Origin of the sequence: Afipia sp. OHSU_II-C1, from assembly GCF_000497575.1 — a bacterium.
GTDB lineage: Bacteria > Pseudomonadota > Alphaproteobacteria > Rhizobiales > Xanthobacteraceae > Afipia.
The window spans coordinates 326,441-350,224 of the sequence record NZ_APJI01000010.1 but is presented as its reverse complement, the minus strand read 5'-3'; the positions used below and the strand labels follow the sequence as shown (position 1 = coordinate 350,224).

Annotated in this window: 18 protein-coding genes; 14 read left to right on the top strand and 4 right to left on the bottom strand. The window is 63.9% G+C overall.

The window, feature by feature from the left end; translation table 11 throughout:
- Positions 1 to 154: 154 nt before the first annotated feature.
- The gene (gene irrA, locus I554_RS0111290) at positions 155 to 637 is read left to right on the top strand and encodes an iron response transcriptional regulator IrrA (RefSeq protein ID WP_024575652.1); all 483 of its coding nucleotides are present in this window, start codon (positions 155 to 157) and stop codon (positions 635 to 637) included.
- Between the two features lie 63 nt (positions 638 to 700).
- Here irrA and I554_RS0111285 read toward each other — a convergent pair whose 3' ends face one another.
- On the bottom strand, positions 701 to 1,234 hold the full coding sequence (locus I554_RS0111285) for an SH3 domain-containing protein (RefSeq protein ID WP_024575651.1): 534 nt from the start codon (positions 1,232 to 1,234) through the stop codon (positions 701 to 703).
- Positions 1,235 to 1,564: 330 nt separating this feature from the next.
- Between I554_RS0111285 and I554_RS0111280 the strand changes: the two genes are divergently transcribed.
- A complete protein-coding gene (locus I554_RS0111280) occupies positions 1,565 to 2,569 on the top strand; it encodes a D-glycerate dehydrogenase (RefSeq protein ID WP_024575650.1) in 1,005 nt (334 codons plus the stop codon).
- Positions 2,570 to 2,671: 102 nt separating this feature from the next.
- On the opposite strand, the gene moeB is transcribed toward I554_RS0111280, so the two are convergent.
- Positions 2,672 to 3,472, bottom strand: coding sequence for a molybdopterin-synthase adenylyltransferase MoeB (gene moeB / locus I554_RS0111275; protein ID WP_024575649.1), 801 nt, complete (start codon positions 3,470 to 3,472; stop codon positions 2,672 to 2,674).
- Between the two features lie 174 nt (positions 3,473 to 3,646).
- On the opposite strand from moeB, the gene I554_RS0111270 reads away from it, so the two are divergent.
- Positions 3,647 to 5,032: a peptidoglycan-binding domain-containing protein gene (locus tag I554_RS0111270; protein ID WP_024575648.1), complete on the top strand. Its 1,386-nt coding sequence runs from the start codon at positions 3,647 to 3,649 to the stop codon at positions 5,030 to 5,032.
- 163 nt (positions 5,033 to 5,195) lie between these two features.
- Here I554_RS0111270 and mutM read toward each other — a convergent pair whose 3' ends face one another.
- Both mutM and I554_RS0111255 read right to left on the bottom strand, forming a co-directional pair.
- The gene (mutM, locus tag I554_RS0111260; protein WP_024575647.1) at positions 5,196 to 6,077 is read right to left on the bottom strand and encodes a bifunctional DNA-formamidopyrimidine glycosylase/DNA-(apurinic or apyrimidinic site) lyase; all 882 of its coding nucleotides are present in this window, start codon (positions 6,075 to 6,077) and stop codon (positions 5,196 to 5,198) included.
- Between the two features lie 9 nt (positions 6,078 to 6,086).
- The gene (locus I554_RS0111255; protein WP_024575646.1) at positions 6,087 to 6,467 is read right to left on the bottom strand and encodes a glyoxalase/bleomycin resistance/extradiol dioxygenase family protein; all 381 of its coding nucleotides are present in this window, start codon (positions 6,465 to 6,467) and stop codon (positions 6,087 to 6,089) included.
- Positions 6,468 to 6,605: 138 nt separating this feature from the next.
- Here I554_RS0111255 and ubiE point away from each other — a divergent pair, with 138 nt between their 5' ends.
- The 11 genes from ubiE to trxA all read left to right on the top strand — a co-directional run bounded on the left by ubiE (position 6,606) and on the right by trxA (position 23,738).
- Entirely contained in the window at positions 6,606 to 7,367 is a 762-nt protein-coding gene (gene ubiE, locus I554_RS0111250; protein WP_024575645.1) for a bifunctional demethylmenaquinone methyltransferase/2-methoxy-6-polyprenyl-1,4-benzoquinol methylase UbiE, read from the top strand.
- Positions 7,364 to 8,932 carry a 2-polyprenylphenol 6-hydroxylase gene (gene ubiB / locus I554_RS0111245; RefSeq protein ID WP_024575644.1) on the top strand — a complete coding sequence of 523 codons (1,569 nt, stop codon included), beginning with the start codon at positions 7,364 to 7,366 and terminating at the stop codon, positions 8,930 to 8,932. The genes ubiE and ubiB overlap by 4 nt, the downstream gene beginning before the upstream one ends.
- Before the next feature lie 77 nt (positions 8,933 to 9,009).
- A complete protein-coding gene (gene coaBC / locus I554_RS0111240) occupies positions 9,010 to 10,419 on the top strand; it encodes a bifunctional phosphopantothenoylcysteine decarboxylase/phosphopantothenate--cysteine ligase CoaBC (protein WP_024575643.1) in 1,410 nt (469 codons plus the stop codon).
- 61 nt (positions 10,420 to 10,480) lie between these two features.
- Positions 10,481 to 10,939: a dUTP diphosphatase gene (dut, locus tag I554_RS0111235; RefSeq protein ID WP_024575642.1), complete on the top strand. Its 459-nt coding sequence runs from the start codon at positions 10,481 to 10,483 to the stop codon at positions 10,937 to 10,939.
- Positions 10,940 to 11,091: 152 nt separating this feature from the next.
- Positions 11,092 to 13,620, top strand: coding sequence for a PAS-domain containing protein (locus I554_RS0111230; protein WP_024575641.1), 2,529 nt, complete (start codon positions 11,092 to 11,094; stop codon positions 13,618 to 13,620).
- A complete protein-coding gene (gene tsaE, locus I554_RS0111225; protein ID WP_024575640.1) occupies positions 13,617 to 15,140 on the top strand; it encodes a tRNA (adenosine(37)-N6)-threonylcarbamoyltransferase complex ATPase subunit type 1 TsaE in 1,524 nt (507 codons plus the stop codon). Before I554_RS0111230 ends, tsaE begins: the two co-directional genes overlap by 4 nt.
- A gap of 138 nt (positions 15,141 to 15,278) precedes the next feature.
- Entirely contained in the window at positions 15,279 to 15,602 is a 324-nt protein-coding gene (locus I554_RS0111220; protein WP_006023506.1) for a hypothetical protein, read from the top strand.
- A 168-nt stretch (positions 15,603 to 15,770) separates the two neighbouring features.
- Positions 15,771 to 16,493: a nucleotidyltransferase family protein gene (locus I554_RS0111215; RefSeq protein WP_024575639.1), complete on the top strand. Its 723-nt coding sequence runs from the start codon at positions 15,771 to 15,773 to the stop codon at positions 16,491 to 16,493.
- Between the two features lie 71 nt (positions 16,494 to 16,564).
- Positions 16,565 to 19,702, top strand: coding sequence for a double-strand break repair protein AddB (gene addB / locus I554_RS0111210; RefSeq protein ID WP_024575638.1), 3,138 nt, complete (start codon positions 16,565 to 16,567; stop codon positions 19,700 to 19,702).
- Positions 19,699 to 23,214: a double-strand break repair helicase AddA gene (gene addA, locus I554_RS0111205; protein ID WP_024575637.1), complete on the top strand. Its 3,516-nt coding sequence runs from the start codon at positions 19,699 to 19,701 to the stop codon at positions 23,212 to 23,214. The genes addB and addA overlap by 4 nt, the downstream gene beginning before the upstream one ends.
- A gap of 203 nt (positions 23,215 to 23,417) precedes the next feature.
- Positions 23,418 to 23,738 carry a thioredoxin gene (gene trxA, locus I554_RS0111200; RefSeq protein WP_006023502.1) on the top strand — a complete coding sequence of 107 codons (321 nt, stop codon included), beginning with the start codon at positions 23,418 to 23,420 and terminating at the stop codon, positions 23,736 to 23,738.
- The last annotated feature ends 46 nt before the right edge of the window (positions 23,739 to 23,784 follow it).

Here is a 23,784-nt window from a genome sequence, read left to right as displayed (position 1 = left end):
GCTGGAACAGCCCGATTCGAGGCCGTTTTTAACCTAAAACGCCCCCCGCCAGTTGCGAAAAACTTGCATGTAACTGCATCCTTTCCTATAACTGGGGGCAACAAGCCTTTTCAGCGGGCGGTCACCGGCTGCTCCAATGCGTACGAGTGTTCTGATGGATGACGTTGTAACCAACGAGACCAAGCACGACGAGCGCGCCCACCATGGGCATGCGCCGGCGCTCACCGGATGTCCGTGGCATGACGTCAACGAAATGTTGCAATCGGTCGGGCTGCGTCCGACCCGTCAGCGCATGGCGCTGGGCTGGCTGCTGTTCGGCAAGGGCGGGCGCCACCTGACCGCCGAAATGCTCTACGAGGAAGCGACCCACGCCAAGGTGCCGGTGTCGCTGGCCACCGTCTACAACACGCTCAACCAGCTCACCGAAGCCGGTCTGCTGCGTCAGGTCAGTGTCGACGGCACCAAGACCTATTTCGACACCAACACCAGCGCGCATCATCACTTCTACATGGAAGGCAACCACGAGCTGGTCGATATTCCCGACCCGAACCTCGTGCTGCAGAAGATGCCGGACGTGCCGGAAGGCTACGAGATCAGCCGTATCGACATGGTCGTGCGCCTGCGCAAGAAGCGCTAAGCCGCTCTTCATTGTCTTGAATACAAAATCGCCGGGCCCTGCCCGGCGATCTGCTTTTGGACGTCAGTTCACCTTCTCGTCGGCATAGACGCCCCACAGCCGCTGCTGTTCGATCCAGCCGTCGAAACCGCTGCCGGCAACGCGGCACCAGCCGTTGTTGCAGCGCTTGACGGTCACGACCACGCCGGCCTGAAGCTTCGCCGCGACGGCGCTGCTGGCATCGGCGCTGTCATAGATCGGCGCCAGATCGTCCTTCTTCTTCATGGTGACGACCGCGGTGCGCTTGCCCGACAGCAGCGAATGATAGACCCAGCCTTCCGCGCCTTCCGAATCGCGCACGCGCCGCCAGTTCTCGAACTCGGCGGTGATCTCCACCGGCAGGCCGGAGCGCGTGTAGATCCAGGTCACATCCTGGTCCTTGGTCGGTCCGGCACGGACATTGACGTGGTCTGATTTGAGGCTGACATAGCGCGGCACCGGCAGACCGCTGGCGGTCGCCACGGCATCCTTGTCCTTCGCCGCGAAACCGGTCGCGGACGACGCGAGCCAGAGCGCACAAATCCCCGCAAGCAACGCAAAATTCCGAGCAAATCCCATAGCAACGTTCCTTCGTGCGGCCCCCAATGCCGCGTCCCCGCCGTCCGTCGCGCCAGCGGCATCCCCGAGCACCGCGACCGCACTTTCAGGAACCTCTGAAGGGTCTGCGGGGAGCCTTGAAGACCCGCCACGCGCCCCCTGGGGTTCTTGTCTTGGCGCGGTCTTCTGCTAGAGAGGGACCACGGGCCAAGCGCCTGAAAAGCTGCGAAAAGCTTACCGGACCGACAACGAATTTCTACCTTCGAACAGGCCGGTTAATGTGAACTGAACGGCCGGACCAAACTGTCCGGAAACGGTGACTCCGCTCAATATCGAAGGGCCTCTGGAAGAATGGTTGCGGGTAAGAAAAAGCCTCTGGTGGTGGTCACGCGCAAGCTGCCTGACAGCACCGAAACGCGCATGCGCGAGCTTTTCGACACCCGTCTCAATCTCGACGATACCCCGATGACGACGGAGCAGCTCGCCGAAGCCATCCGCACCGCCGATATCCTGGTGCCGACGGTGTCCGACGAGATCACCGCCGAGCTTCTCAGCCAGCCGGACATTCGCCTCAAGCTGATTGCGAACTTCGGCAACGGCGTCGACAACATCGATGTGGCTGCGGCGATTGCGCGCGGCATCATGGTGACCAACACGCCGAAGGTTCTGACCGAAGACACCGCCGACATGACCATGGCGCTGCTGCTCGCCGTGCCGCGCCGTCTGATCGAGGGCGCATCGGTCCTGACCGAAGGCAAGGACTGGCCGGGCTGGTCGCCGACCTGGATGCTCGGCCACCGCATCGGCGGCAAACGGCTCGGCATCATCGGCATGGGCCGCATCGGTCAGGCGCTGGCGCGCCGCGCCCACGCCTTCGGGCTGCAGATTCACTATCACAATCGCCGCCCGGTGGCGCCGCAGATCGAGGAAGAATTGGGCGCGACCTACTGGGACAGCCTCGATCAGATGCTGGCGCGGATGGATTTCATCTCGGTGAACTGCCCGCACACGCCGGCGACGTTCCACCTGTTGTCGGCGCGGCGGCTCAAGCTGATCCGCAAGGATGCCTACGTCATCAACACCGCGCGCGGCGAGGTGATCGACGAGGCGACGCTGACCAAACTGATCGAGGACGGCGAGATCGCGGGTGCCGCGCTCGATGTGTTCGAGAACGAGCCGGCGGTGAATCCGAAACTGGTGCGGCTGGCCAAGGCAGGCAAGGTCGTGCTGCTGCCGCATATGGGCTCGGCCACCCTCGAGGGCCGCGTCGAGATGGGCGAGAAGGTGATGATCAACATCCGCACCTTCCTCGACGGCCACAAGCCGCCGGACCGCGTGCTGCCGGGTGTGGCGTAGTTACGCGTCTGGTCTGCAACCGATCGGGTTTTATCTCGTCGTCCCCGCGAAGGCGGGGACGACATGGTGCTTGAAACGGACCTAGTGTCTGAAACGCAGAAGCTACTTATGCCCGCTCAAATCCACGATGGTCGGCTTGTCGCCGTTCAGCGGGTTTGACGGATCGCGCGCATAACGCAGCGTCTCGAACCGCATCGCGCGCGCATCGATCATCACCAGCCGCCCGACGAGACTCTCGCCGAAACCGACGATCTCGCGGATCGCCTCCAGCGCCATCATCGACCCGAGCACACCGGCCAGCGCGCCAAGCACGCCCGCTTCCTCGCAGGTCGGCGTGGTGCCCGGCGGCGGCGCTTCCGGAAACAGGCAGCGATAGGTTGGATTGAGATTGCCGTTCGCATCCGTTCCATGCGCGCGGATCGTGGTCAGCGAGGCATCGAACACACCGAGCGCGCCTGCGACCAGCGTCTTCTTCGCCAGATAGCAGGCGTCCGACACCAGATAGCGCGTGGAAAAATTGTCGGAGCCGTCGACCACCACATCGTAGTCACCGAGAATGTCGAGAGCATTGGCCGCATTGAGGCGCACTGCATGGGTGCGCAGCCCGACGTGCGGATTGAGCGCGCGAATCCTGTCCGCCGCGCTCTCGACCTTCGGACGTCCCACATCCGGCGTCGCATGAATGATCTGGCGCTGCAGATTGGACAGCGACACCGCATCATCATCGACCACCCCGAGGGTGCCGATGCCCGCCGCGGCCAGATACATCAGCGCCGGGGCTCCGAGCCCGCCCGCACCGATCACCAGCACCCGGGCGGCTTTCAGCGCGGCTTGGCCGGGGCCGCCGACCTCGCGCAACACGATATGGCGCGCGTAGCGCTCCAGTTCTTCAGATGTCAGCATCCCTGTATCCACGTCAGCCGCCGCTTCCAGATATTTTTGCCGAACAGATCGAACCGCGGCGGCGCTGTCGCGGACAAAGATCATTATACTGGAGCATGATCCGAAAACCGGTGTCCACTTTTCGGGATCATGCTCTATGCTTGAGTGGGCTTATTACCAGCTACGAGACCAATCATGAAATTGCCGCTCGTCATTGCCGCAATATTGGCGGCCCTGCCCAGCTCCGCCGTCGCGCAGGCCCCGGCCAAACAGCAGCCGCAGGCCAAGCAGGCGCCAACGCAGATCAAGCCGAAGCCGGTGACGACGGTGCCGATCCGTCCGGCCGTGCAGGCTCCGCTCGATACCGCCAAGGCCATGGAGCAGGCCGAGCGTCTTGCCATCCAGTCGGATCTGGCCTGGGTCAGCCTCTACAACGGCGTCATCAACGGCGAGGCCAGCGACCGGATGGTCGCCGCCATCAAGGCCTTCCAGAAGGATCACGGCGCCAAGGAAACCGGTGTGCTGAACGCACAGGAGCGCAGTGCACTCAGCGCCGCCGCGAAAAAATTGCAGGACAATGTCGGCTGGAAGATCGTCAGCGATGCGACCAGCGGCGCGCGCATCGGCCTGCCGTCGAAGCTGGTGCCGCTGATCGTCAGCGACGTGAGCGGCACCAAATGGTCATCCGCCACCGGCACCATCCAGATCGAATACGCACGCCGCAAGGAACCCGGCGCAACCACCGCGACGGTTGCCGCCAGCGAGAAGAAGCTGAACGCACGCAAGGCGGACTACAGCGTGGTGAAGCCTGATTTTTTTGTCTTGTCCGGATCGCAGGGCCTGAAGAAGTTCTATATCCGCGGCCAGACGCGGAATGACGAAGTGCGCGTTCTCACCATTCTGTACGATCAGGCCACCGAAGGCACCATGATCCCGGTGACGGTGGCGATGTCGAGCGCCTACAATCCGTTCCCCGGCAATGGCGTCGCGCAGGCCAGCCCGCCGCCGCGCAAGAAGGTCGAATACTCCACCGGCATCATCGCCAGCGCGGATGGCGCCATCGTTGCCGATCGTCAGGCGACCGACGGCTGCATAACCATCGCGGTGCCGGGTTACGGCAACGCCACCCGCATCGCCGACGACGAGGCGCGCGAACTGGCGCTGCTGCGCATCTACGGAGCGACCGGTTTGAAACCGCTGGCGATGGCAGGCAATGGCGCAACGAACCCCAACGTCAGCCTTACCGGCATCTCCGATCCGCAAAACCAGGGCGGACGCAATGCCGTGACCAGCGCCGCCGCCGTTGCCGCGCCCATGGGCACCGACGTGACGCTGTCGCCCGAGCCCGCCGTTGGTTTCTCCGGCGCGGCGGCCATCGACAGTGGCGGCAGGTTCGCCGGCATCGCGCGGCTCAAGCCCGCAGCCGTGGCCGGACCAGCGGGCACGCCGCTGCCCGCGCAGGCGCTGCTGGTCTCCGCCGATTCGGTGCGCGATTTTCTGAAGGCCAAGGGCGTGACGGTTGCATCAGGCCCATCCGACGCCAAGACGTCAGTGCTGCGGCTGGTGTGTGTGCGGAAGTAATCCGGTTACAGACCTGCGATTGCAATGCATCACTGGGTCTCTCGGCTCAAACCGGGGCCATGCGCGGCTGCGTCACAGTCTCGCCTTATGCGCCGAAGTTCGTCACCGTTTTGACATTTCGTCCGCGCGGCGATTCCGAACTCAATTCATGGTCGCGGCGGCATCACTTCTGACAGGTTGGACACCAGAACGTCGAGCGTCCGTTCTGCGTGAACCGCTTCACCGTGCCCTTGCATTTCGGAGTCTTGCAGGGTTCGCCCTCGCGGTCGTAGACCAGAAACGAATGCTGGAAATAGCCAAGTTCGCCGTCGGTCTGGCGGTGATCGCGCAGCGACGAACCGCCCGCCTTGATGGCCGCGTTCAGCACAGTGTGAATTGAATTCACCAGCCGCTTGGCATGATCGGTCGGCGCATCCTTGCGATCGGCGAGGGTAGACGCCTGCCGTTTCGGCGACAGATGTGAGCGAAACAACGCCTCGCAGACATAGATATTGCCAAGGCCTGCGACCACGCGCTGATCGAGCAGCGCAGCTTTCAGTGACGTCTTCTTGCCGGCGCAGGACCGCGCCAGCATGGCCGCGTCGAATTCGTTGCCGAGCGGCTCCGGTCCCAGACCGCGCAGCAGCGGCTCGGCCTCCATGTCCGTGCGCGGCACGATTTTCATGTAGCCGAAGCGGCGCGGATCGTTGAACGAAATCGTCGCACCTGACGCCATGTGAAACACCACGTGATCGTGCGTCCGGTTCTCGCTGCGCGGATAGTGAAAGTCGCCCGGCGTGTTTTCGCCTTCCGGCAGCATGACGCGAAACGATCCCGACATGCCGAGATGCATCAGCAGCACGTCGCCGCTCTCCATGTCGGCCATGAGGTACTTCGCACGGCGGCCAAGGCCGCTCACCACTTTGCCCTCCAGGCGCGCGACAAAATCCTTCTGGAACGGAAATCGCAGGCCGTCGCGACGGGTCTCGACGCGCGCGATCCGCTGCCCCTCCATCACCGGCTGCAAGCCGCGCCGGACGGTTTCAACCTCGGGTAATTCAGGCATCGGCTGCTCTCATGCCAAGGCCTTGTCTTCTTCGCTGAAGATGATGTGATTGGAGAACGGATCGTACACCGTCATGGTGGTAGCGCCCCAAGGCTGCTTCTCGAGGCCCGGGCGCATGTAGTTGTAGCCTTTGGCGGCCAGTTCGGCGTGATAGTCGGCAAGGCCTATCGTCTCGACGTTGATATGAACTCCCGGCGAACCGCCGCCATGATGTTCGGTCAGATAGAGCTGGATCGCGCCGCGCGAGATGGCCATGAACAACGGCAGGTCCGGCTCGAAGCGGTGCTCGAAATCGACCTGAAAGCCGAGATAGTCGAGATAGAATTCGCGCGCCTTGCGGACGTCGAATATCCTTAAGGACGGAATGACGCGGTTGAATTCGATCGGCATCGGCACCTTCCTCGACGGCCTGCGTGTTAACCCTGAGTCCGCGGCTTTCGGTCCGCGCGTGCATGCGCATGGTATGTAGCTTACTGCCGCGCGGCAGGCTATGGTCCCGCCGCGAAAAGCCGCCTGGATTGGAAGAGTATGGAACGGCCTGACGGAACGACGCATTTCGGCTTCCGGGATGTGGAGCTTGGCGAGAAGCAGACGCTGGTGAACGAGGTGTTTCACAGCGTGGCGAAACGCTATGACCTGATGAACGACCTGATGTCAGGCGGCATGCACCGGCTCTGGAAAGAGGCGATGATTACCGCGCTCAACCCGCCGCGCTCCGATGCGCCGTTCGCGCTGCTCGATGTCGCCGGCGGCACCGGTGACATTTCCTTCCGCGCCGCCAAGGCTGCGGGTCATGGATTTCAGGCCACCGTCTGCGACATCAACGGCGAGATGCTTGCCGTCGGCCGCGAACGCGCGGCCGCCCAGCATCTCGATCATCAGGTCTCGTTTGTCGAAGGCAATGCTGAAGCGCTCGCGTTTCCCGACAGGAGCTTTGATGCGTACACCATCGCATTCGGCATCCGAAATGTGCCGCGCATTCCGACCGCGCTGGGCGAAGCGTATCGCGTGCTCAAGCCCGGCTCGCGATTCCTGTGTCTGGAATTCTCGTCGGTCGATGTGCCCGGCCTCGACCGGATCTACGACCTGTTCTCGTTCAACGTGATCCCGCAGCTCGGCCGCGCTGTCACTGGCGACGCTGAATCCTATCGCTATCTGGTCGAATCCATCCGACAGTTTCCGAAACCGAACGCCTTCGCCGACATGATCCGCGCCGCAGGTTTTTCCCGCGTCAAATACGACATCATGTCCGGTGGCATCGTCGCGCTCCATTCAGGCTGGCGTTTGTGATTTCTGCCATCACTCATACCCTGAGACTGGCCCGCGCGGGTTATGTGTTCGCGCGCGAAGGTGTGTTCGGCTTCGCTGATCCATCCACCATGCCGCCGCAGGCGCAGTTCGCGGTCCGCATGGCGCGCTTGATCGAGCGCCGCGGCGCGGCCACCAGCGGGCGGCTGTCCCGCGCACTGACACGGCTCGGTCCGACTTACGTCAAGCTCGGCCAGTTTCTCGCCACTCGTCCCGACGTCGTCGGCGTGACGATGGCGCGCGATCTTGAGAATCTGCAGGATCGTCTGCCGCCGTTTCCGCAAGCGCAGGCCGAGGCCGTGGTTGCCGATGCCTTCGAGAAACCTGTGGCACAGGTGTTTGCGAGCTTCGGTGAATCGGTCGCCGCAGCGTCCATCGCGCAGGTGCATCGCGCCGAGGTGGAGAAGGACGGCGTCCGCAAGACGGTCGCGGTGAAGGTGCTGCGGCCCAATGTCGGCGGCCGTTTCCGCCACGACCTCAGCGACTTCATGTTCGCGGCGCGCAAGATCGAGGCGATTTCTGTCGAGGCCCGGCGACTGCGCCCGATCGAGATCGTCGATACGCTGTCGCGCTCCGTGGCGATGGAAATGGATCTGCGGCTGGAAGCCGCCGCGCTTTCCGAGATGGCGGAGAACACCCGCGACGATCCTGATTTCCGCGTGCCCTCGGTGGACTGGGACCGCACCAGCCATCACGTGCTGACGATGGAATGGATCGACGGCATCGCGCTGAACGATCGTGCCAAGCTCGAAGCCGCGCAGATCGATCTTCCCGATCTCGGCCGCAAGGTGATCCAGAATTTCCTGCGCCACGCGCTGCGCGATGGTTTCTTCCACGCCGACATGCATCCGGGCAACCTGTTCGTCGATGACACCGGACGGCTGGTCGCGGTCGATTTCGGCATCATGGGACGGCTCGGCCTGAAGGAGCGCCGCTTCCTTGCGGAAATTCTGCTCGGCTTCATCACGCGCGACTATCGCCGTGTCGCCGAGGTGCATTTTGAAGCAGGCTATGTGCCTGCGCATCACTCGGTGGAGAATTTCGCGCAGGCCATTCGCGCCATCGGCGAGCCGATCCACAACCGCGCGGCTGACGAAATCTCGATGGCGAAGCTGCTGTCGCTGCTGCTCGAAGTCACCGGCCTGTTCGATATGCGCACGCGCCCCGAACTGATTATGCTGCAGAAGACCATGGTGGTGGTGGAAGGCGTCGCACGGGGCTTCGACCCCAAGCTCGACATCTGGACCACCGCCGATCCCGTGGTGCGCGAATGGATCGCGCGCAATCTCGGACCGATCGGCCAGATCGAAGGCGCGGTGCACGGCGCCGGCGATCTCGGCAAGGTGCTGGCCGGGCTGCCGGCGATTGCCGCGCGGTCGGTCGCCGTCCTGAACCAGTTCGACCAGATGACCCGTGACGGGCTGGTGCTGTCCCCCGAAACGGTCGCCGCCATCGGCAAGGCCGAAGCCAAACGCAACCGCTGGCAGACGGCGGCCCTGTGGGTGATTGCCCTGACCTTTATCGGGATACTCTGGTCCATTCGCTAAAATGATTGCATTGCAGTCATGATTTGATTGCATTGATAGCATTTGGTAGGATCACCCAGCCTCAAGGGACCCCCGCCATGGCCAGTCTGACTGTCCGCAAGCTCGATGAAGACCTCAAGGCCAGCCTCCGGCTGCGCGCGGCAAAGGCCGGGCGCTCGGTCGAGGACGAGGTGCGGATGATCTTGCGGGAGGCGACAGAAGGCACGGTCGCGGCCGCCGTAAGTCCTGTACGCAGCACCCACCAGCCCCATCGCAGCCGGGCGCCGGAGGTCAAAGGCCTTCCTCGCGTTACCCTCATCATCGGCGGCGGCATTGCCGCCTACAAAGCGCTCGACCTGATCCGCCGCCTCAAGGAACGCGACATCCATGTCCGCTGCGTGATGACCCGCGCCGCGCAGCAGTTCGTGACCCCGCTCACCGCCGGGGCGCTGGCGGACGAGCGCTGCTACACAGATTTGTTCGATGCCCAGAGCGAATTCGACGCCGGGCATATTCGTCTCGCCCGCGATACCGATCTGATTATTGTCGCGCCCGCCACCGCCGACCTGATGGCCAAGATGGCGCAGGGCCAGGCCGACGATCTCGCCACTGCGATCCTGCTGGCGACCAACCGGCAGGTTCTGGTCGCGCCCGCGATGAACCCGCTAATGTGGGCCAACGCCGCGACCAAACGCAACGTGGCGCAGCTTGCGCGCGACGGCGTCGCCTTCATCGGCCCGAATTCCGGCGAGATGGCCGAGGCCAACGAGGCCGGTGTCGGGCGCATGTCCGAGCCGACCGAAATTGCCATCGCGGCAGATGCGATGCTGCGCCCGCCGGCCACGGGACCGCTCGCGGGGAAAAAGATTCTCATCACCGCAGGCCCGACCCATGAGCCGATCGATCCGGTGCGCTATATCGCCAACCGGTCCTCCGGCAAGCAGGGCTTTGCCATTGCCGTATCGGCCGCCGAGGCCGGCGCGGAGGTGACACTCATTTCGGGCCCGGTCGATCTCGACGATCCCGCCGGCGTGCGCGTCATTCGCGTGGAATCCGCGCGCGATATGCTGGCGGAAGTGGAGCGTGCGCTGCCGGCGGATATCGCGATTTTCGCCGCCGCCGTGGCCGACTGGCGCATTGCCAACGCCGGCGCGCAGAAGATCAAGAAGACCTCGGCGGGCATGCCGCCGCTGCAACTGGTCGAAAATCCCGACATTCTGGCGACCATATCGAAGCTCAAGCAAAACCGGCCAAGCCTCGTGATCGGCTTCGCGGCCGAAACGCAAAACCTGATCGAGAACGCGACCTCTAAGCTGAAGCGCAAGGGGTGCGACTGGATCGTCGCCAACGATGTGTCGCCCGCCTCCGGCGTGATGGGCGGGGACCGCAACACCGTCCACGTTCTGACCTTGGACAAAGCGAATGTTGCTGTTGATTCCTGGCCGGTGATGACGAAAGAGGAAGTCGCCGACGCCCTCGTGGCAAAAATCGCCGACACCACGGCATGATCCCGAAAAGTGGCCGCCGGTTTTCGGAAAGGATCATGCCCAAACGAAAAGATCAGCCCGAATGACATCCGCCATCACCGTCGAGGTCCAGCGCCTGCCTCATGCCGAAGGGCTGGCGCTACCTGCCTATCAGACAGCACATGCCGCGGGTCTCGACCTGCTGGCGGCCGTTCCCGAGAGTCAGCCGCTGACGATGCAGCCAGGGCAACGCACCCTCGTGCCGACCGGACTCATGATCGCCGTGCCGCCGGGCCATGAGGCACAGGTGCGGCCGCGGTCCGGTCTCGCATTCAAGCATGGTGTGACGGTTCTCAATGCGCCGGGAACCGTCGACGCGGACTATCGCGGCGAAGTTTCAGTGCTTTTGATCAATCATGGCGACGAGCCATTCATGATCCGGCGCGGAGAACGCATCGCCCAGCTTGTCATCGCCGCGGTGGCACAGGCAAATCTGGTGGTTGTCGCATCGCTGTCGTCCACCGATCGGGGCAGCGGCGGGTTTGGTTCCACCGGACGGTAAATCGATCCCTCGTTAGAGGCGAATCGCACCGCACAATCGCTGAACTAGTCATTATTTTGCAGCGCGATTCACGTTCACGGTCTGGACTCTTACCCGGCGACTCCTCTTGAGGATATTGTCGTTCGATTCGTGTGCGGCGGTTGGGATAGATCATGTCAGGCGTGATCGAGGGGATGCGGCGGACCTTGCTGTCGTGCACTTCGATTGTGCGCGGAGGGGCGATTGGCCTTGGCGCGTGTCTTGGCGCGACGGCCCTGTTCGGGGCTGCGCCTGCATTCGCGCGCGACGGATTCATTGACAGCGCACTGTCCCTCTTCCCGGCCCTCGACCGGCAGGAAATTGCGGCGCTCAGTGTCGCAGCGGCGGTGCTGGGATTTTCGGTGGTCTCGGCAATCCTGCTGATGCGCACCCGCCTTCGCGCCGCGCGGATCGAATCCCGTCTTCTGTCGGACAACCAAGCGCTCCAGCTTGAGGCGGATCGTTTCCGCGCGCTGCTGTTCGCCGAGCCGCAGGTTCTGATCTCGTGGGCTGCGGGCGAAGATCGTCCGGACATCAGCGGCGATGTCGCGCTGCTGATGCCGCACGGTGCGGACCATTTCAGTCCGCAGCGAATCCTTGCATTCGGAAGCTGGCTGCTGCCCGAGCAGGCGCTGACGATGGATCATGCCGTCGACAAGTTGCGTGAGGCAGGTGAAGGCTTCCAGCTCAATCTCACCACCGCAACCGGCCGCACCATCGAAGCGATGGGACGCGCCATCGGCGGGCAGGCCATCGTCCGGATTCGCGAACTGTCCGGCGTGAGGATGGAACTCGCCGAGGTCAACATCCGGCACAATCAATTGCTGGAAGAAACCGGGGCGCTTCGGGCCTTCGCTGCGGCTGTTCCGCTGCCGGTATGGGCGCGCCGGAGCAATGGCACGCTCAGCTTCGCCAACGCGGCCTATGCGCAGGCAACCGATGCAGCTTCGGTCCCTGACGCCATCGAACGCAGCCTCGAACTGCTCGACCATGACGACCGCGCCACCATGGCGCGTGCGCTCGCGGAGAAGAACGTGTTCGAGGCGCGCGTTCCGGTCGTGACCGGCGGTCAGCGCCGTATCCTCGATATTCATGCGCTGACCGTTGCGGGCGGCAGTGCCGGGATCGCTGTCGACGCAACGGAAGCCGCCAATCTGCGCGCATCGCTTGAGCGGATGGCGGAAGCCCATCGCCGCATGCTCGATCAGCTCTCGTCCGGCGTCGCGGTGTTCGACGCGTCCCGGCGGCTGACCTTCTACAACGACTCATACCGCCGGCTCTGGGACTTCGACCGCGCATTCCTCGACGACAATCCCGACGATTCGAGCGTCATCGACCGACTGCGCGTCGCGCGCAAGATTCCCGAACAGCCGGACTTCCGTGCCTGGAAGAACAAGCTGTTCGAAGCCTACCGCGCCATCGAGCCGGCGAAAGACACCTGGTATCTGCCGGACGGACGCGCCCTCAGCGTCGTCACCACGCCGAATCCGGAAGGCGGCGTCACCTATCTATTCGACGATGTCACCGAAAGCCTGAAGCTGGCGCGGCAGAACGACGGCCTGATCCGGGTCCAGCGTGAAACGCTGGACAACCTGTCGGAGGCCGTCGCGGTGTTCGGCAGCAACGGCCGCGCGCAACTGTTCAATCCGCCGTTCGCGCGGATGTGGAAGCTGTCCCCCGAAGCACTGGCACAGCAACCGCATATCGAGACCATCGAAAAATTGTGCCGGCCGCTGTTCGACGATAACGCGACCTGGCAGACGCTGCGCGCAGCGATTACCGGCATCGACGACCGCATTTCCGTTCCGCTCAAGCTCGAGCGCAAGGACGGCAGCGTGATCGATTGCACCACAATGCCGCTGCCCGATGGTGCGACCATGCTGACGTTCCAGGACGTCACCGACACCGTGAATGTCGAGCGCGCCTTGCGCGAGCGCAACGAAGCCCTGGAAGCCGCCGACCAGATGAAGGTCGATTTCGTCCATCACGTCTCTTACGAACTGCGTTCGCCGCTCACCACCATCATCGGCTTCGCGCATTTCCTCAGCGATCCGTCGACCGGACCGATGACGCTGAAACAGAGCGAATACCTCAGCTACATCACGACCTCGACCAACGCCCTGCTCGCCATCATCAACAACATTCTCGATCTCGCCACCATCGACGCCGGCGCGATGACGCTTAATCTGGGGCCGGTGGATGTGCAGAAGACCGTCTCGGATGCCACCGCAGGCATTCAGGACCGGCTCGCCCGTGAACAGATCCGCCTCGATGTCGAGATCGATCCTGCGATCGGTGACTTCGTTGCCGACGAACGCCGCATCGTCCAAGTGCTTTACAATCTCCTTGCCAACGCCGTCGGCTTCTCGCCGCAGAACAGCACCGTGACGCTGCGTGCCCGCCGCAACGATTCAAGCGTGGTTTTCTCTGTCTCCGACTCTGGCCCCGGCATTCCCGAAGAGGTCAGGGACAAGGTGTTCGACTGGTTCGAAAGCCATGCCAACGGCTCGCGCCATCGCGGCGCCGGGCTCGGCCTGTCGCTGGTCCGCTCGTTCGTCGAGCTGCACGGCGGCAAGGTCCATGTCGACTCGGTTGTCGGCAAGGGCACGACGGTGATCTGCGAGTTTCCCGTCGATCAGACCTATCGCAATGCCGCTGAATGAGCGATCTCTCGACATTCCATGTCGCGCTGGCGAATGAGGCCGCAACCGGCCATTTGATGGCGGACCTCGCGCTGCTGATGAACGCAGGCGATGTCATCACGTTGTCCGGAGACCTTGGCGCCGGAAAAACCGCTGCCGCCCGCGCACTGATCCGCTATCTCGCGCAGGACGACGAACTTGAGGTTCCGAGTCCGACCTTTACGCTGGCACAGACTTACGACCTTCCATCGTTTCCACTGCTGCATGCCGATCTCTATCGCGTCAACGATCCTGATGAGCTCGAAGAGATCGGATTGTCGCCGCTGCCCGACGGCACCGTGGCCTTGATCGAATGGCCGGAGCGTGCGCCGGACATGCTGCCGCCTGACCGGATCGACATTGCATTCAGCCACCGGCCGTCGCTCGGCACCAGCGCACGCGCGGCCGAGATCACAGGATTCGGCAGGCTGGCTGCGAAGGTCGAGCGCCTGGCCGCGCTTCGGCATTTTCTCGAACTCTCGGGCAGCCTTGACGCGAGGCGGCAGCGCATGCCGGGCGACGCTTCAACGCGCTCCTACGCGCGGCTGATCAAGGGCGAGCAATCCACCATCCTGATGAATTCGCCGCGCCGCCCTGACGGGCCGTCGCTGTATGACGGCAAGTCTTACAGCGAGGCCGTCCATCTGGCCGAAGACGTCAAGCCGTTCGTCGCCATCGCCAACGGGCTGCGCGAGCGCGGCTACTCGGCGCCTGCGATCCATCATGCCGATCTGGATGAAGGCTTTCTCATTACCGAAGACTTCGGCCGCGTCACCTTCATCGAAGGCGATCCGCCGAAGCCGATCGCCGAACGCTACCAGGCCGCGGTCGATATGCTGGCGGCGTTCCATCGGACTCAATTACCCGAGGTGCTTCCTCTGGCGCCGCACCTCGACTACATCATCCCGCCGTTCGATGACGAGGCGATGATGATCGAAGTCGGCCTGATGCTGGAATGGTATCTGCCCGACAAGGGCGTCACGTTGTCCAGCAACATGCAGGCGGACTTCCTGCTGATCTGGCGTGACCTGCTGGCAAAGCTCGCCGACGCTCCGAGAACCTGGATGCTGCGCGATTTCCATTCGCCCAATCTGATCTGGCTCGAACACCGCAAGGACATCGGCCGCGTCGGCATCCTCGATTTTCAGGACACCGTGATGGGTCCGGCGGCCTATGATCTGGTCTCGCTGCTGCAGGACGCCCGGATCGACATCCCGGAGAAGACCGAGATCGCGATGCTGACCCGCTACGCCGGTGCACGGCGGGCTGCGGACGACACCTTCGATCCAGCCGCCTTTGTGCAGCAATATGCCATCATGTCGGCGCAGCGGAACACGCGGCTGCTGGGGACCTTCGCGCGGCTAAACCGCCGCGACGGCAAGCCGCAGTATCTGCGACATCAGCCGAGAATCTGGACGTATCTCAACCGGGCCCTCGCCCATCCCTCGCTTGAGACCTATCGGGAATGGTGCATGGCCCATGTCCCGCCGCCGGCGGCCTAGGCAAAGCCGCCACTTGAGACCATTGCCTTTACCGGTTGTTAGCCAGCCCTCTCGTAATTTGGGTTCCGACGACTGTGCGGCGCTCAGCCCCGGCGATGCAACGCACGACATCGAAAGCAGCGAGCGGAGTAACAATTGATGGCAACGGAACGACGCGTGGGCGACCGCGTGGTTTTCGAGCGCGGTTTTGCAGCTCACCTGATGGGCATTGACGGAACATGGCGGCGCAACTGCCTGGTCGAGGATATTTCCGAGACCGGTGCGAAGCTGACCGTCGAAGGCTCGGTCGAAGGCCTGAACCTCAAGGAATTCTTTTTGCTGCTGTCCTCGACCGGCCTGGCATACCGCCGCTGCGAACTGGCATGGGTCAATGGTGAACAGATTGGCGCGGGCTTCCTGAAGCCGGATGCCAAGAAAAAGCCTGCACGCCGCTCCGCCGGCTCGCAGATTGTGGAAGTCTGATTGCGCCGGGCGGCCGGAACCGCGCCCCCGTGAGTCGCACCGATGTCACAAAGTGCGACTACAGCCTGAGCCGCCGGCGCGCGGCGCCGATTCGGATGCTATGCTCGGCATCCGCCAGACTTCGCGGCCGGCCTTGGGCTGCTGCGGACCAATTGAGATAACGCGCCGATGCCCACCAAACCCGTCTCTGCCATGGTTCTTGCCGCCGGTCTCGGCGTTCGGATGCGGCCGCTGACGGAAAAAATGCCAAAGCCTCTCGTTTCGGTCGCCGGAAAGCCACTGCTCGATCATGTGCTCGACCGGCTTGCGGAGGTGAACGTGACCACCGCAGTGGTCAACGTCCACTATCTCCCCGATCAGATCGTTCAGCATGTCAAAGACCGGACCGCCCCCCGCGTCATCATCTCCGACGAACGCGACGTGGTGCTCGGCACCGGCGGCGGCGTTGTGAAGGCGCTGCCCCTGCTGGGCGACGCGCCGTTCTACCATCTGAACTCGGACACGATGTGGATCGATGGCGTGCAGTCAAACCTCGCGCGCCTCGCGGAGGCGTTCGATCCCGCGCGGATGGACATCCTGCTGCTGATGGCGCCGACCTCGCACAGCATTGGCTATTCCGGCTGCGGCGACTACGCCATGCTGACCGATGGCGCACTGCGCAAGCGCAAGGAGCACCAGGTGGTGCCGTTCGTCTATGCCGGCGCTGCGATCATGTCGCCCGCGATCTTCAGGAATGCGCCGGCCGGCGAATTCTCGCTGACGAAGATATTTGACGCCGCCAACGAGCAGGAACGGCTGTTCGGACTGCGGCTTGACGGCCTGTGGATGCATGTCGGGACCCCCGATGCGGTGCAGGCGGCCGAAGAAGCACTGCTCGCCAGCGTCGCCTGAAGCCGGGGTCGAGACTCCCCTCATTCCCCCTCCGCGTGCCATGATGCCGCCGATCGCGAATCGGATAGTTCATGCGCGTTTTCAACGTTCCCCCGTCTGCGCCGTTTCTCCACACGGTCATCGCAGCGCTAGTCGACGGCCGGCTCGTCGAAGGATTTGACGCGCGAACGGCTCCCGAACGGCTGGCCGACGTCACGCTTTATCTGCCAACCCGCCGCGCGGGCCGCATGGCGCGCGAGGTATTTCTCGACGTACTGCAAACCGACGCCGCGGTGCTGCCGCGCATCGTCGCGCTCGGCAGCGTCGACGAGGACGAACTGGAGTTTTCCGCCGATGGGCAACTTGGCGGCCCGGATGCATTCGTGCTTCCGCCGAAACTGGACGATCTCGAACGCAGGCTGACCCTGGCGAAACTGGTGGCTGCCTGGGCCAAACTTCAACCATCGTCGCTTGTTGTCGGGAGCCCCGCTTCGACACTGGCGCTGGCGGGCGATCTGGCGCGGTTGATGGACGACATGGTGACGCGCGGCGTCGGCTGGGACGCCCTGGACGGCATCGTGCCCGACGACCTCGATATCTACTGGCAGCACACGCTGAAGTTTCTCAAGATCGCGAAGGAAACCTGGCCGGATTATCTGAAAGCCATCGATAGAATCGAGCCGGCTGCCCGGCGCGACATGCTGATCGCGGCCGAGGCAAAGCGGCTCAGAGCGCAGCAGAAGGGTCCGGTGATCGCTGCGGGCTCGACGGGCTCGATGCCGGCGACGGCGACATTTCTGCATGCCATCGCGCAGCTTCCGCGAGGTGCGGTTGTGCTGCCCGGCCTCGACACCGATCTTGACGATGCTGCGTGGGACTCGATCGGCGGCGCTGTTGCGGCCGGCGATCTCATTGCGACACCCGCGGCCTGGAGCCATCCCCAAGTGGCGCTGCACGGATTGCTTGCGCGGTTCGGCATCACGCGGCGCGACGTGGAGCCGCTGGCGGTTCCTGCCGGACATGGCCGCGAGGTGCTTGCATCCGAAGCGATGCGTCCTGCCACATCGAGCGAGCAATGGCACGCAAGGCTTGGCGACAAGGCTGTCGCGCAGCGAATTGCCTCCGGCATGGAAGGCGTGACGCTGATCGAGGCCGCCAATCCCGAGATGGAGGCGCTGGCGATCGCAGTGGCGATGCGCGAGGCGCGCGAACAAAATCTCACCGCCGCGTTGGTGACGCCGGACCGCGCGCTGGCGCGCCGCGTGATGGCGTCGCTCGATCGCTGGAAACTCGAATACGACGACTCCGGCGGCGATTCCCTGATGGACACGCCGGCCGGAATTTTCGCGCGGCTTGCAGCACAAACAGTTGCAGAGGAACTGGCTCCTCCAGCCCTGCTGGCGCTGCTGAAACATCCGCTGTTCCGCCTCGGCCAGGCGCAAGGCGCTTTTGCAAAGACAATCGGCGACCTTGAACTGGCCCTGCTGCGCGGTACACGGCCTGCGCCGGGGAGCGCCGGGCTGAAGCAGGATCTTGCCGCGTTTCGCAACAGCATCACCAATCTGCATCATTCCGACCCGCGGCGGAAACTGACCGATGCCGATCTCGATGCGGTCGGCACCCTGATCGGACAACTGTCAGCCGCACTGTCGCCACTTGAAGCCATCCGGCGCGGCAGGCCGCATGATCTCACCGACTTCGCTGCATGCCACTACGAAGTCATCAAGCGCCTCTCGGCCGACGACACCGGCATGCTCGTTGCGTTCGATGGCCCCGACGGCAATGGGCTGTCGAAGGCGTTCGATGATCTGTTTCAGGCGAGCGCACCCGCGGACAGTGACAAGCCGTTGCCGAGCGGGCTCGTTCTCGACCTCAGCGAGTATCCGGACGTCTTTCAGACGGCATTCGGCGACCGCATGGTGCGGCGGCCGCAACTGGCGGCATCGCGTCTTCGCATCTATGGCCCGCTCGAAGCCCGCCTCACCGAATGTGACCGTGTCATTCTCGGCGGACTTGTCGAGGGCGTCTGGCCGCCGGCGCCGCGCATCGATCCGTGGCTGAGTCGCCCGATGCGGCATCAACTTGGGCTCGATCTGCCGGAGCGGCGCATCGGACTGTCGGCGCACGATTTCGCGCAACTCCTTGGCACGCGTGAGGTGATCCTGTCGCGTGCCGCGAAGGTCGGCGGCGCGCCGGCGGTGGCGTCGCGCTTCCTGCACCGGCTCGAAGCTGTGGCCGGAGCGGATTCGTGGAAGAACGCTACGGACAAGGGCGCGACCTATGTTCGCTACGCCAATGAGCTGGACCGGCCCCAACATGTCATGCCAGCGCCGCGACCGGAGCCAAAGCCGGATGTCGCGCTGCGCCCGCTCAGGATGTCGGTCACCGAGATCGAAGATTGGCTGCGCGATCCTTACACGATCTATGCAAAACGCATTCTCAGGCTGACCCCGCTCGACCCCGTGGACATGCCGCTGACGGCGGCGGATCGCGGCTCCGCGATCCACGAAGCGCTGGGCGAATTCACCACGCGGTTCGCAGCCGAACTCCCGGACGATATTGCCGACGCCTTGCGGAAGATCGGCGACAAGCACTTCGCGCCCCTGATGGAGCGCCCGGAAGCGCGTGCGCTGTGGTGGCCGCGATTCCTGCGCATCGCCGATTGGTTTGCCGGCTGGGAGGCGCGGCGGCGGCTCGATGTGTTGCGGGTCGATGCCGAAACACGCGGCGAGATTTCCATTCAGCTCGGCAACGGCCGCGCCTTCGCTCTCTCAGCCCGCGCCGATCGTATCGAGCATCGCTCCGATCGCACCTACGCCATTCTCGACTACAAGACCGGCCAGCCGCCAAGCGCCAAGCAGGTGCGCCTCGGCCTCTCGCCGCAGTTGACGCTGGAAGGCGCGATCCTGCGCAAAGGCGGATTCGAAACCATTGCTGCGGGCTCCTCCGTCAGCGAACTGGTCTATGTCAGGCTGAGCGGCAACAATCCGCCCGGCAAGGCGACCGTTCTGGAGCTTAAGGTCAACAAGGGCGACACGCCGCAGCAACCCGATGAAGCCGCAGACGAAGCCCTGCAAAAGCTCGAAGGCCTGATCCGCATGTTCGAGGACAAGGACACGCCCTATCGCTCTGTGGTGCTGCCGATGTGGGAAAACCGTTACGGCAACTACGACGATCTCGCACGCATCAAGGAGTGGTCCGCCGGCGGCAACGGGGAGGACGAGGAATGAGTTCACCGCGCCCCAACATTCCCGATGCCGTGCGCGACGCACAGGCGCGCGCCTCCAATCCGGAAGCGTCCGCCTTCGTGGCGGCCAATGCCGGGTCGGGCAAGACCCATGTGCTGGTCAACCGCGTCATCCGCCTGTTGCTCAACGGCGTACCGCCCGAAAAGATTCTCTGCATCACCTTCACCAAGGCTGCGGCCGCCAACATGGCGCAGCGTGTGTTCGAGACGCTCGGCCGCTGGGTTTCGCTGCCCGACCGGCAACTCGATGAGGCAATCCGCAATGTGGGCGCGCCGATCAGCGCCAGCACACGCCTGCGGGCACGCAAGCTGTTCGCCAGTGCGCTGGAAACTCCGGGCGGCCTGAAGGTGCAGACCATTCACGCGCTCTGCACCCGACTGCTTCAGCAGTTTCCGTTCGAGGCCAATGTGCCGGCGCGTTTTTCGGTGCTCGACGACCGCGACCAGAACGACATGATGGAGCGCGCCAACCTCGCGGTTCTGCTGGAAGCCGCCCGCGCCCCGGACAGCGAGACAGGCCGCGCTCTCAATATCGCGATGTCCGCCGCCGCCGACGTCACGTTCAAGGATGTGGTGCGCGAGGCCTGTCTGAGCCGTGACCACTTCATGGAATGGTCCGACAGCGCAGGCACCACTGAGGCGGCGATGGCGCAGATCACGGCCGCGCTCGGGGTCGGCGCCAATGAGCGGATTGAAGATATCGAGCGCGAGATCGTCGACGGGCCAAATCTGCCCCGCCGCGACTGGCCGGCGATAGCAGCGGCATTCGATGGCGGCAGCGCCGCCGATATCTCCCAGGCCGAGCGCTTCCGGATTGCCGACGGCGTGACCGACCGCGCGCAGGTCGAAGCCTATCTTGATGTTTTCCTGACCGAGAACAAAGGCGTGATCGGCCCGCGCAAGACGTTAATGACGAAACCGCTCGCCAAGCTGCAGTCTGTCTTCGCAGCACGGCTCGATGCAGAACAGACGAGAATCGTCGCTCTGGATGAAAAGCGCCGCGCGGTCATGCAGCGCGACCGCGCCTATGCGCTTCTTGTCATCGCCAGCGCCGTGGCCGCGAATTACCGTCGCGAAAAGCGCGAGCGAGGCCTGCTCGACTACAACGACCTGATCGACAAGACTTACGAGATGCTCACCAGCGTCTCGTCCGGCTGGGTTCATTTCAAACTCGACCGCGGCATCGATCATGTCCTGATCGACGAGGCGCAGGACACCAGCCCGCGGCAATGGGACATCATCGAGCGGCTCACCTCGGAATTCACCTCGGGCGCGGGCGCACGCGACGGTATCAAGCGCACGATCTTCGCGGTCGGCGACGAGAAGCAGTCGATCTTCTCGTTTCAGGGCGCAGCGCCGCGTGAATTCGACAGCCGCAGGCGTGACATCGAAAGGCGGTTCAGGGGCGCCGGGCTCGCCTTCGAGCCGGTCTCGTTCAAACATTCGTTCCGGTCCGGCTGGACGATTCTTCAGTCCGTCGACTTCGTGTTCCGCGATCCGGCGATCTACGAGAGCATTCATGCACTGGAGAACGCGCACCCCATCCATGATGCGCTCAGCGATGCCGCACCGGCGCTGGTCGACCTGTGGGATATTGAAACGCCCGACGATCGGGAAGATGTCGAGGGCTGGGGAGCCGCACTCGATCATATTTCCGAAACAAGCCCGGAAGTGCGGCTGGCGCGGCGCATCCAGGCCGAGATCAAATCGCTGATCGCGAACCGCACCATGACCGGTCCGCATGGCAAACGCCGGCCGCTGCGCTATGGCGACATGCTGGTGCTGGTGCGGCGGCGCGGCAGGGCCTTCGACGCTATCATTCAGGCGCTCAAGCATGCCGGCCTTCCCGTCGCCGGCGCCGACAGGTTGAAGCTCACCGAGCATATCGCGGTCATCGATCTGATGAACCTGGCCGATGCGCTGCTGCTTCCGCGCGACGACCTGGCTTTGGCGACCGCACTCAAGAGCCCGTTGTTCGGCCTCGATGACAACGACCTTCAGATCCTCGCGCCCCATCGCAAGGGCACGTTGCGCGACGCGTTGACCGAGCACGCCAAGACCAGCGACAGGCTGTCGGGGGCAATGAGGCGGCTGGAGGATTGCGAGCGGCGCTTCGCCCGTGAAACGCCGTTCACGTTCTATGCGTGGCTGCTCGGCGGCGATCGCGGCCGTGCGCGCATCCTCGCACGGATGGGACCGGAGGCCGACGACGCACTCGACGAGTTTCTTGAACTCGCGCTGACCTATGAGCGAAAGGCGCCCGCCTCATTGCAGGGCTTTATGGCGTGGCTGCGTGCCGCAGATACTGAAGTCAAACGCGACATGGAAATTGCCCGCGACGAGATTCGCGTGATGACCGTCCATGGCGCGAAGGGACTCGAAGCCCCCGTGGTGTTCCTCGTCGACACCACCACTTCACCGGCAGACACCCAGCGCATGAATCTCATTCGCCTGCCGCAAGGCAACGCCGCGCCGAACGCGCCGGCGGTCGTGCTCTGGGCCGGCAAGAAGGCGAGCGATCTTCCCGTGGTGGCCGCCGCGCGCACGGCCATGAAGAAAGACACCGAAGACGAATACCGGCGGCTGCTCTATGTCGCGATGACCCGCGCGGCGGATCGCCTGATTGTCGGCGGCGTGCTGCCCGGAGGCCGCAATGCGGTGCGCCCGTTGTCCTGGTACGACCTTATTCAAAAGGGCCTGACGCATCCGGATTTGAGCCTGAAATGCGAAACGATCGAGACCGGTTTCGGGCCGGTGAAGCGCTATTCGCGACCGGAGGACGCGCAATTCCCGGCGGACACAGCCGCACCGATTCAGGGTGCGTTGGCATTGGAGCACTTCCCTGGCTGGCTGAGAACCGATGCACCGAGGGAAACGCCTGCGGATATCCTGCTGCGTCCATCCGATGCCGCGGAGAACGATACCGAAGGACACGCAACCGTAACCGACGAAACGCGCCTTGCGCGCGAGCGAGCGCGGAAGCGCGGAACGCTGATCCACCGGCTGCTGCAATCGCTGCCGGACGTCACCACTGAGCGACGCGAAGGTGCGTCGCGCGATTTTCTCCAGCGCAATGCGCAGCAATGGTTCACGGACGACGAGCGCACCGCGCTGGCGCGGCAGGTCACGGCGCTGATCGCAACGCCCGCATTCGCGCCGCTGTTTGCCGAGGGCAGCCGCGCCGAAGTCTCGATCGCGGGCCGTGTCGCCAGACAGGGACGGCCGCCCGCACTGGTGTCAGGCCAGATCGACCGTCTGGTGGTGACGCCGGATGGCGTACTGATCGTCGACTACAAGACCAACCACGCTCCGCCGCAGGCCGCCGCCGAGGCACCCCAGGCCTATGTCCGGCAGCTCGCGCTTTATCGCGACGTTTTGCAGCGGCTCTACCCCGGCCGGCCGGTGCGCTGTGCATTGCTGTGGACAGAGACGTCCGCCCTGATGGAGATTCCGGCCTCCGCGCTGGACGCAGAGCTGCAATCGCTTGTTTCCTGAGCGTCACCTGCCGTCCAACCTTCGTCGTGGTCAGGAGCTAACCCCTTGAATCGGGACCGATTCCCGAGGCTCCCGCTTCGCAGCCGATGGAACACGTCCCGGTGACCAGCCTTGACCGCGCAAGGGTGCATTCATAGGTTGATCCTACGTTTTCAGCGCGCGATTCTCAGATCCCGCGCCTTTCATCCAACGAGGCAGATCACATGAGTGTGGGTAAGGTTTCGGACACCGATTTCGATGCGGAAGTTCTCAAGGCGGACGGCCCCGTGGTGGTCGATTTCTGGGCGGAATGGTGCGGCCCGTGCCGCATGATCGCGCCCGCACTCGACGAGATCGCCGGTGCCATGGGCGACAAGGTCAAGATCGTGAAGCTCAATGTCGACGAGAGCCCGAAGACCGCTTCGAAGTACGGCGTGATGTCGATCCCGACCCTGATGATCTTTAAGGGCGGTGAGATGGCTTCGCGTCAGGTCGGTGCCGCGCCGAAGGCCAAGCTGCAGCAGTGGATCACCGCTGCGGTCTGATTGCACATTTCAGTGGATGCCGAAGCGGCCAGCGAAAGCTGGCCGC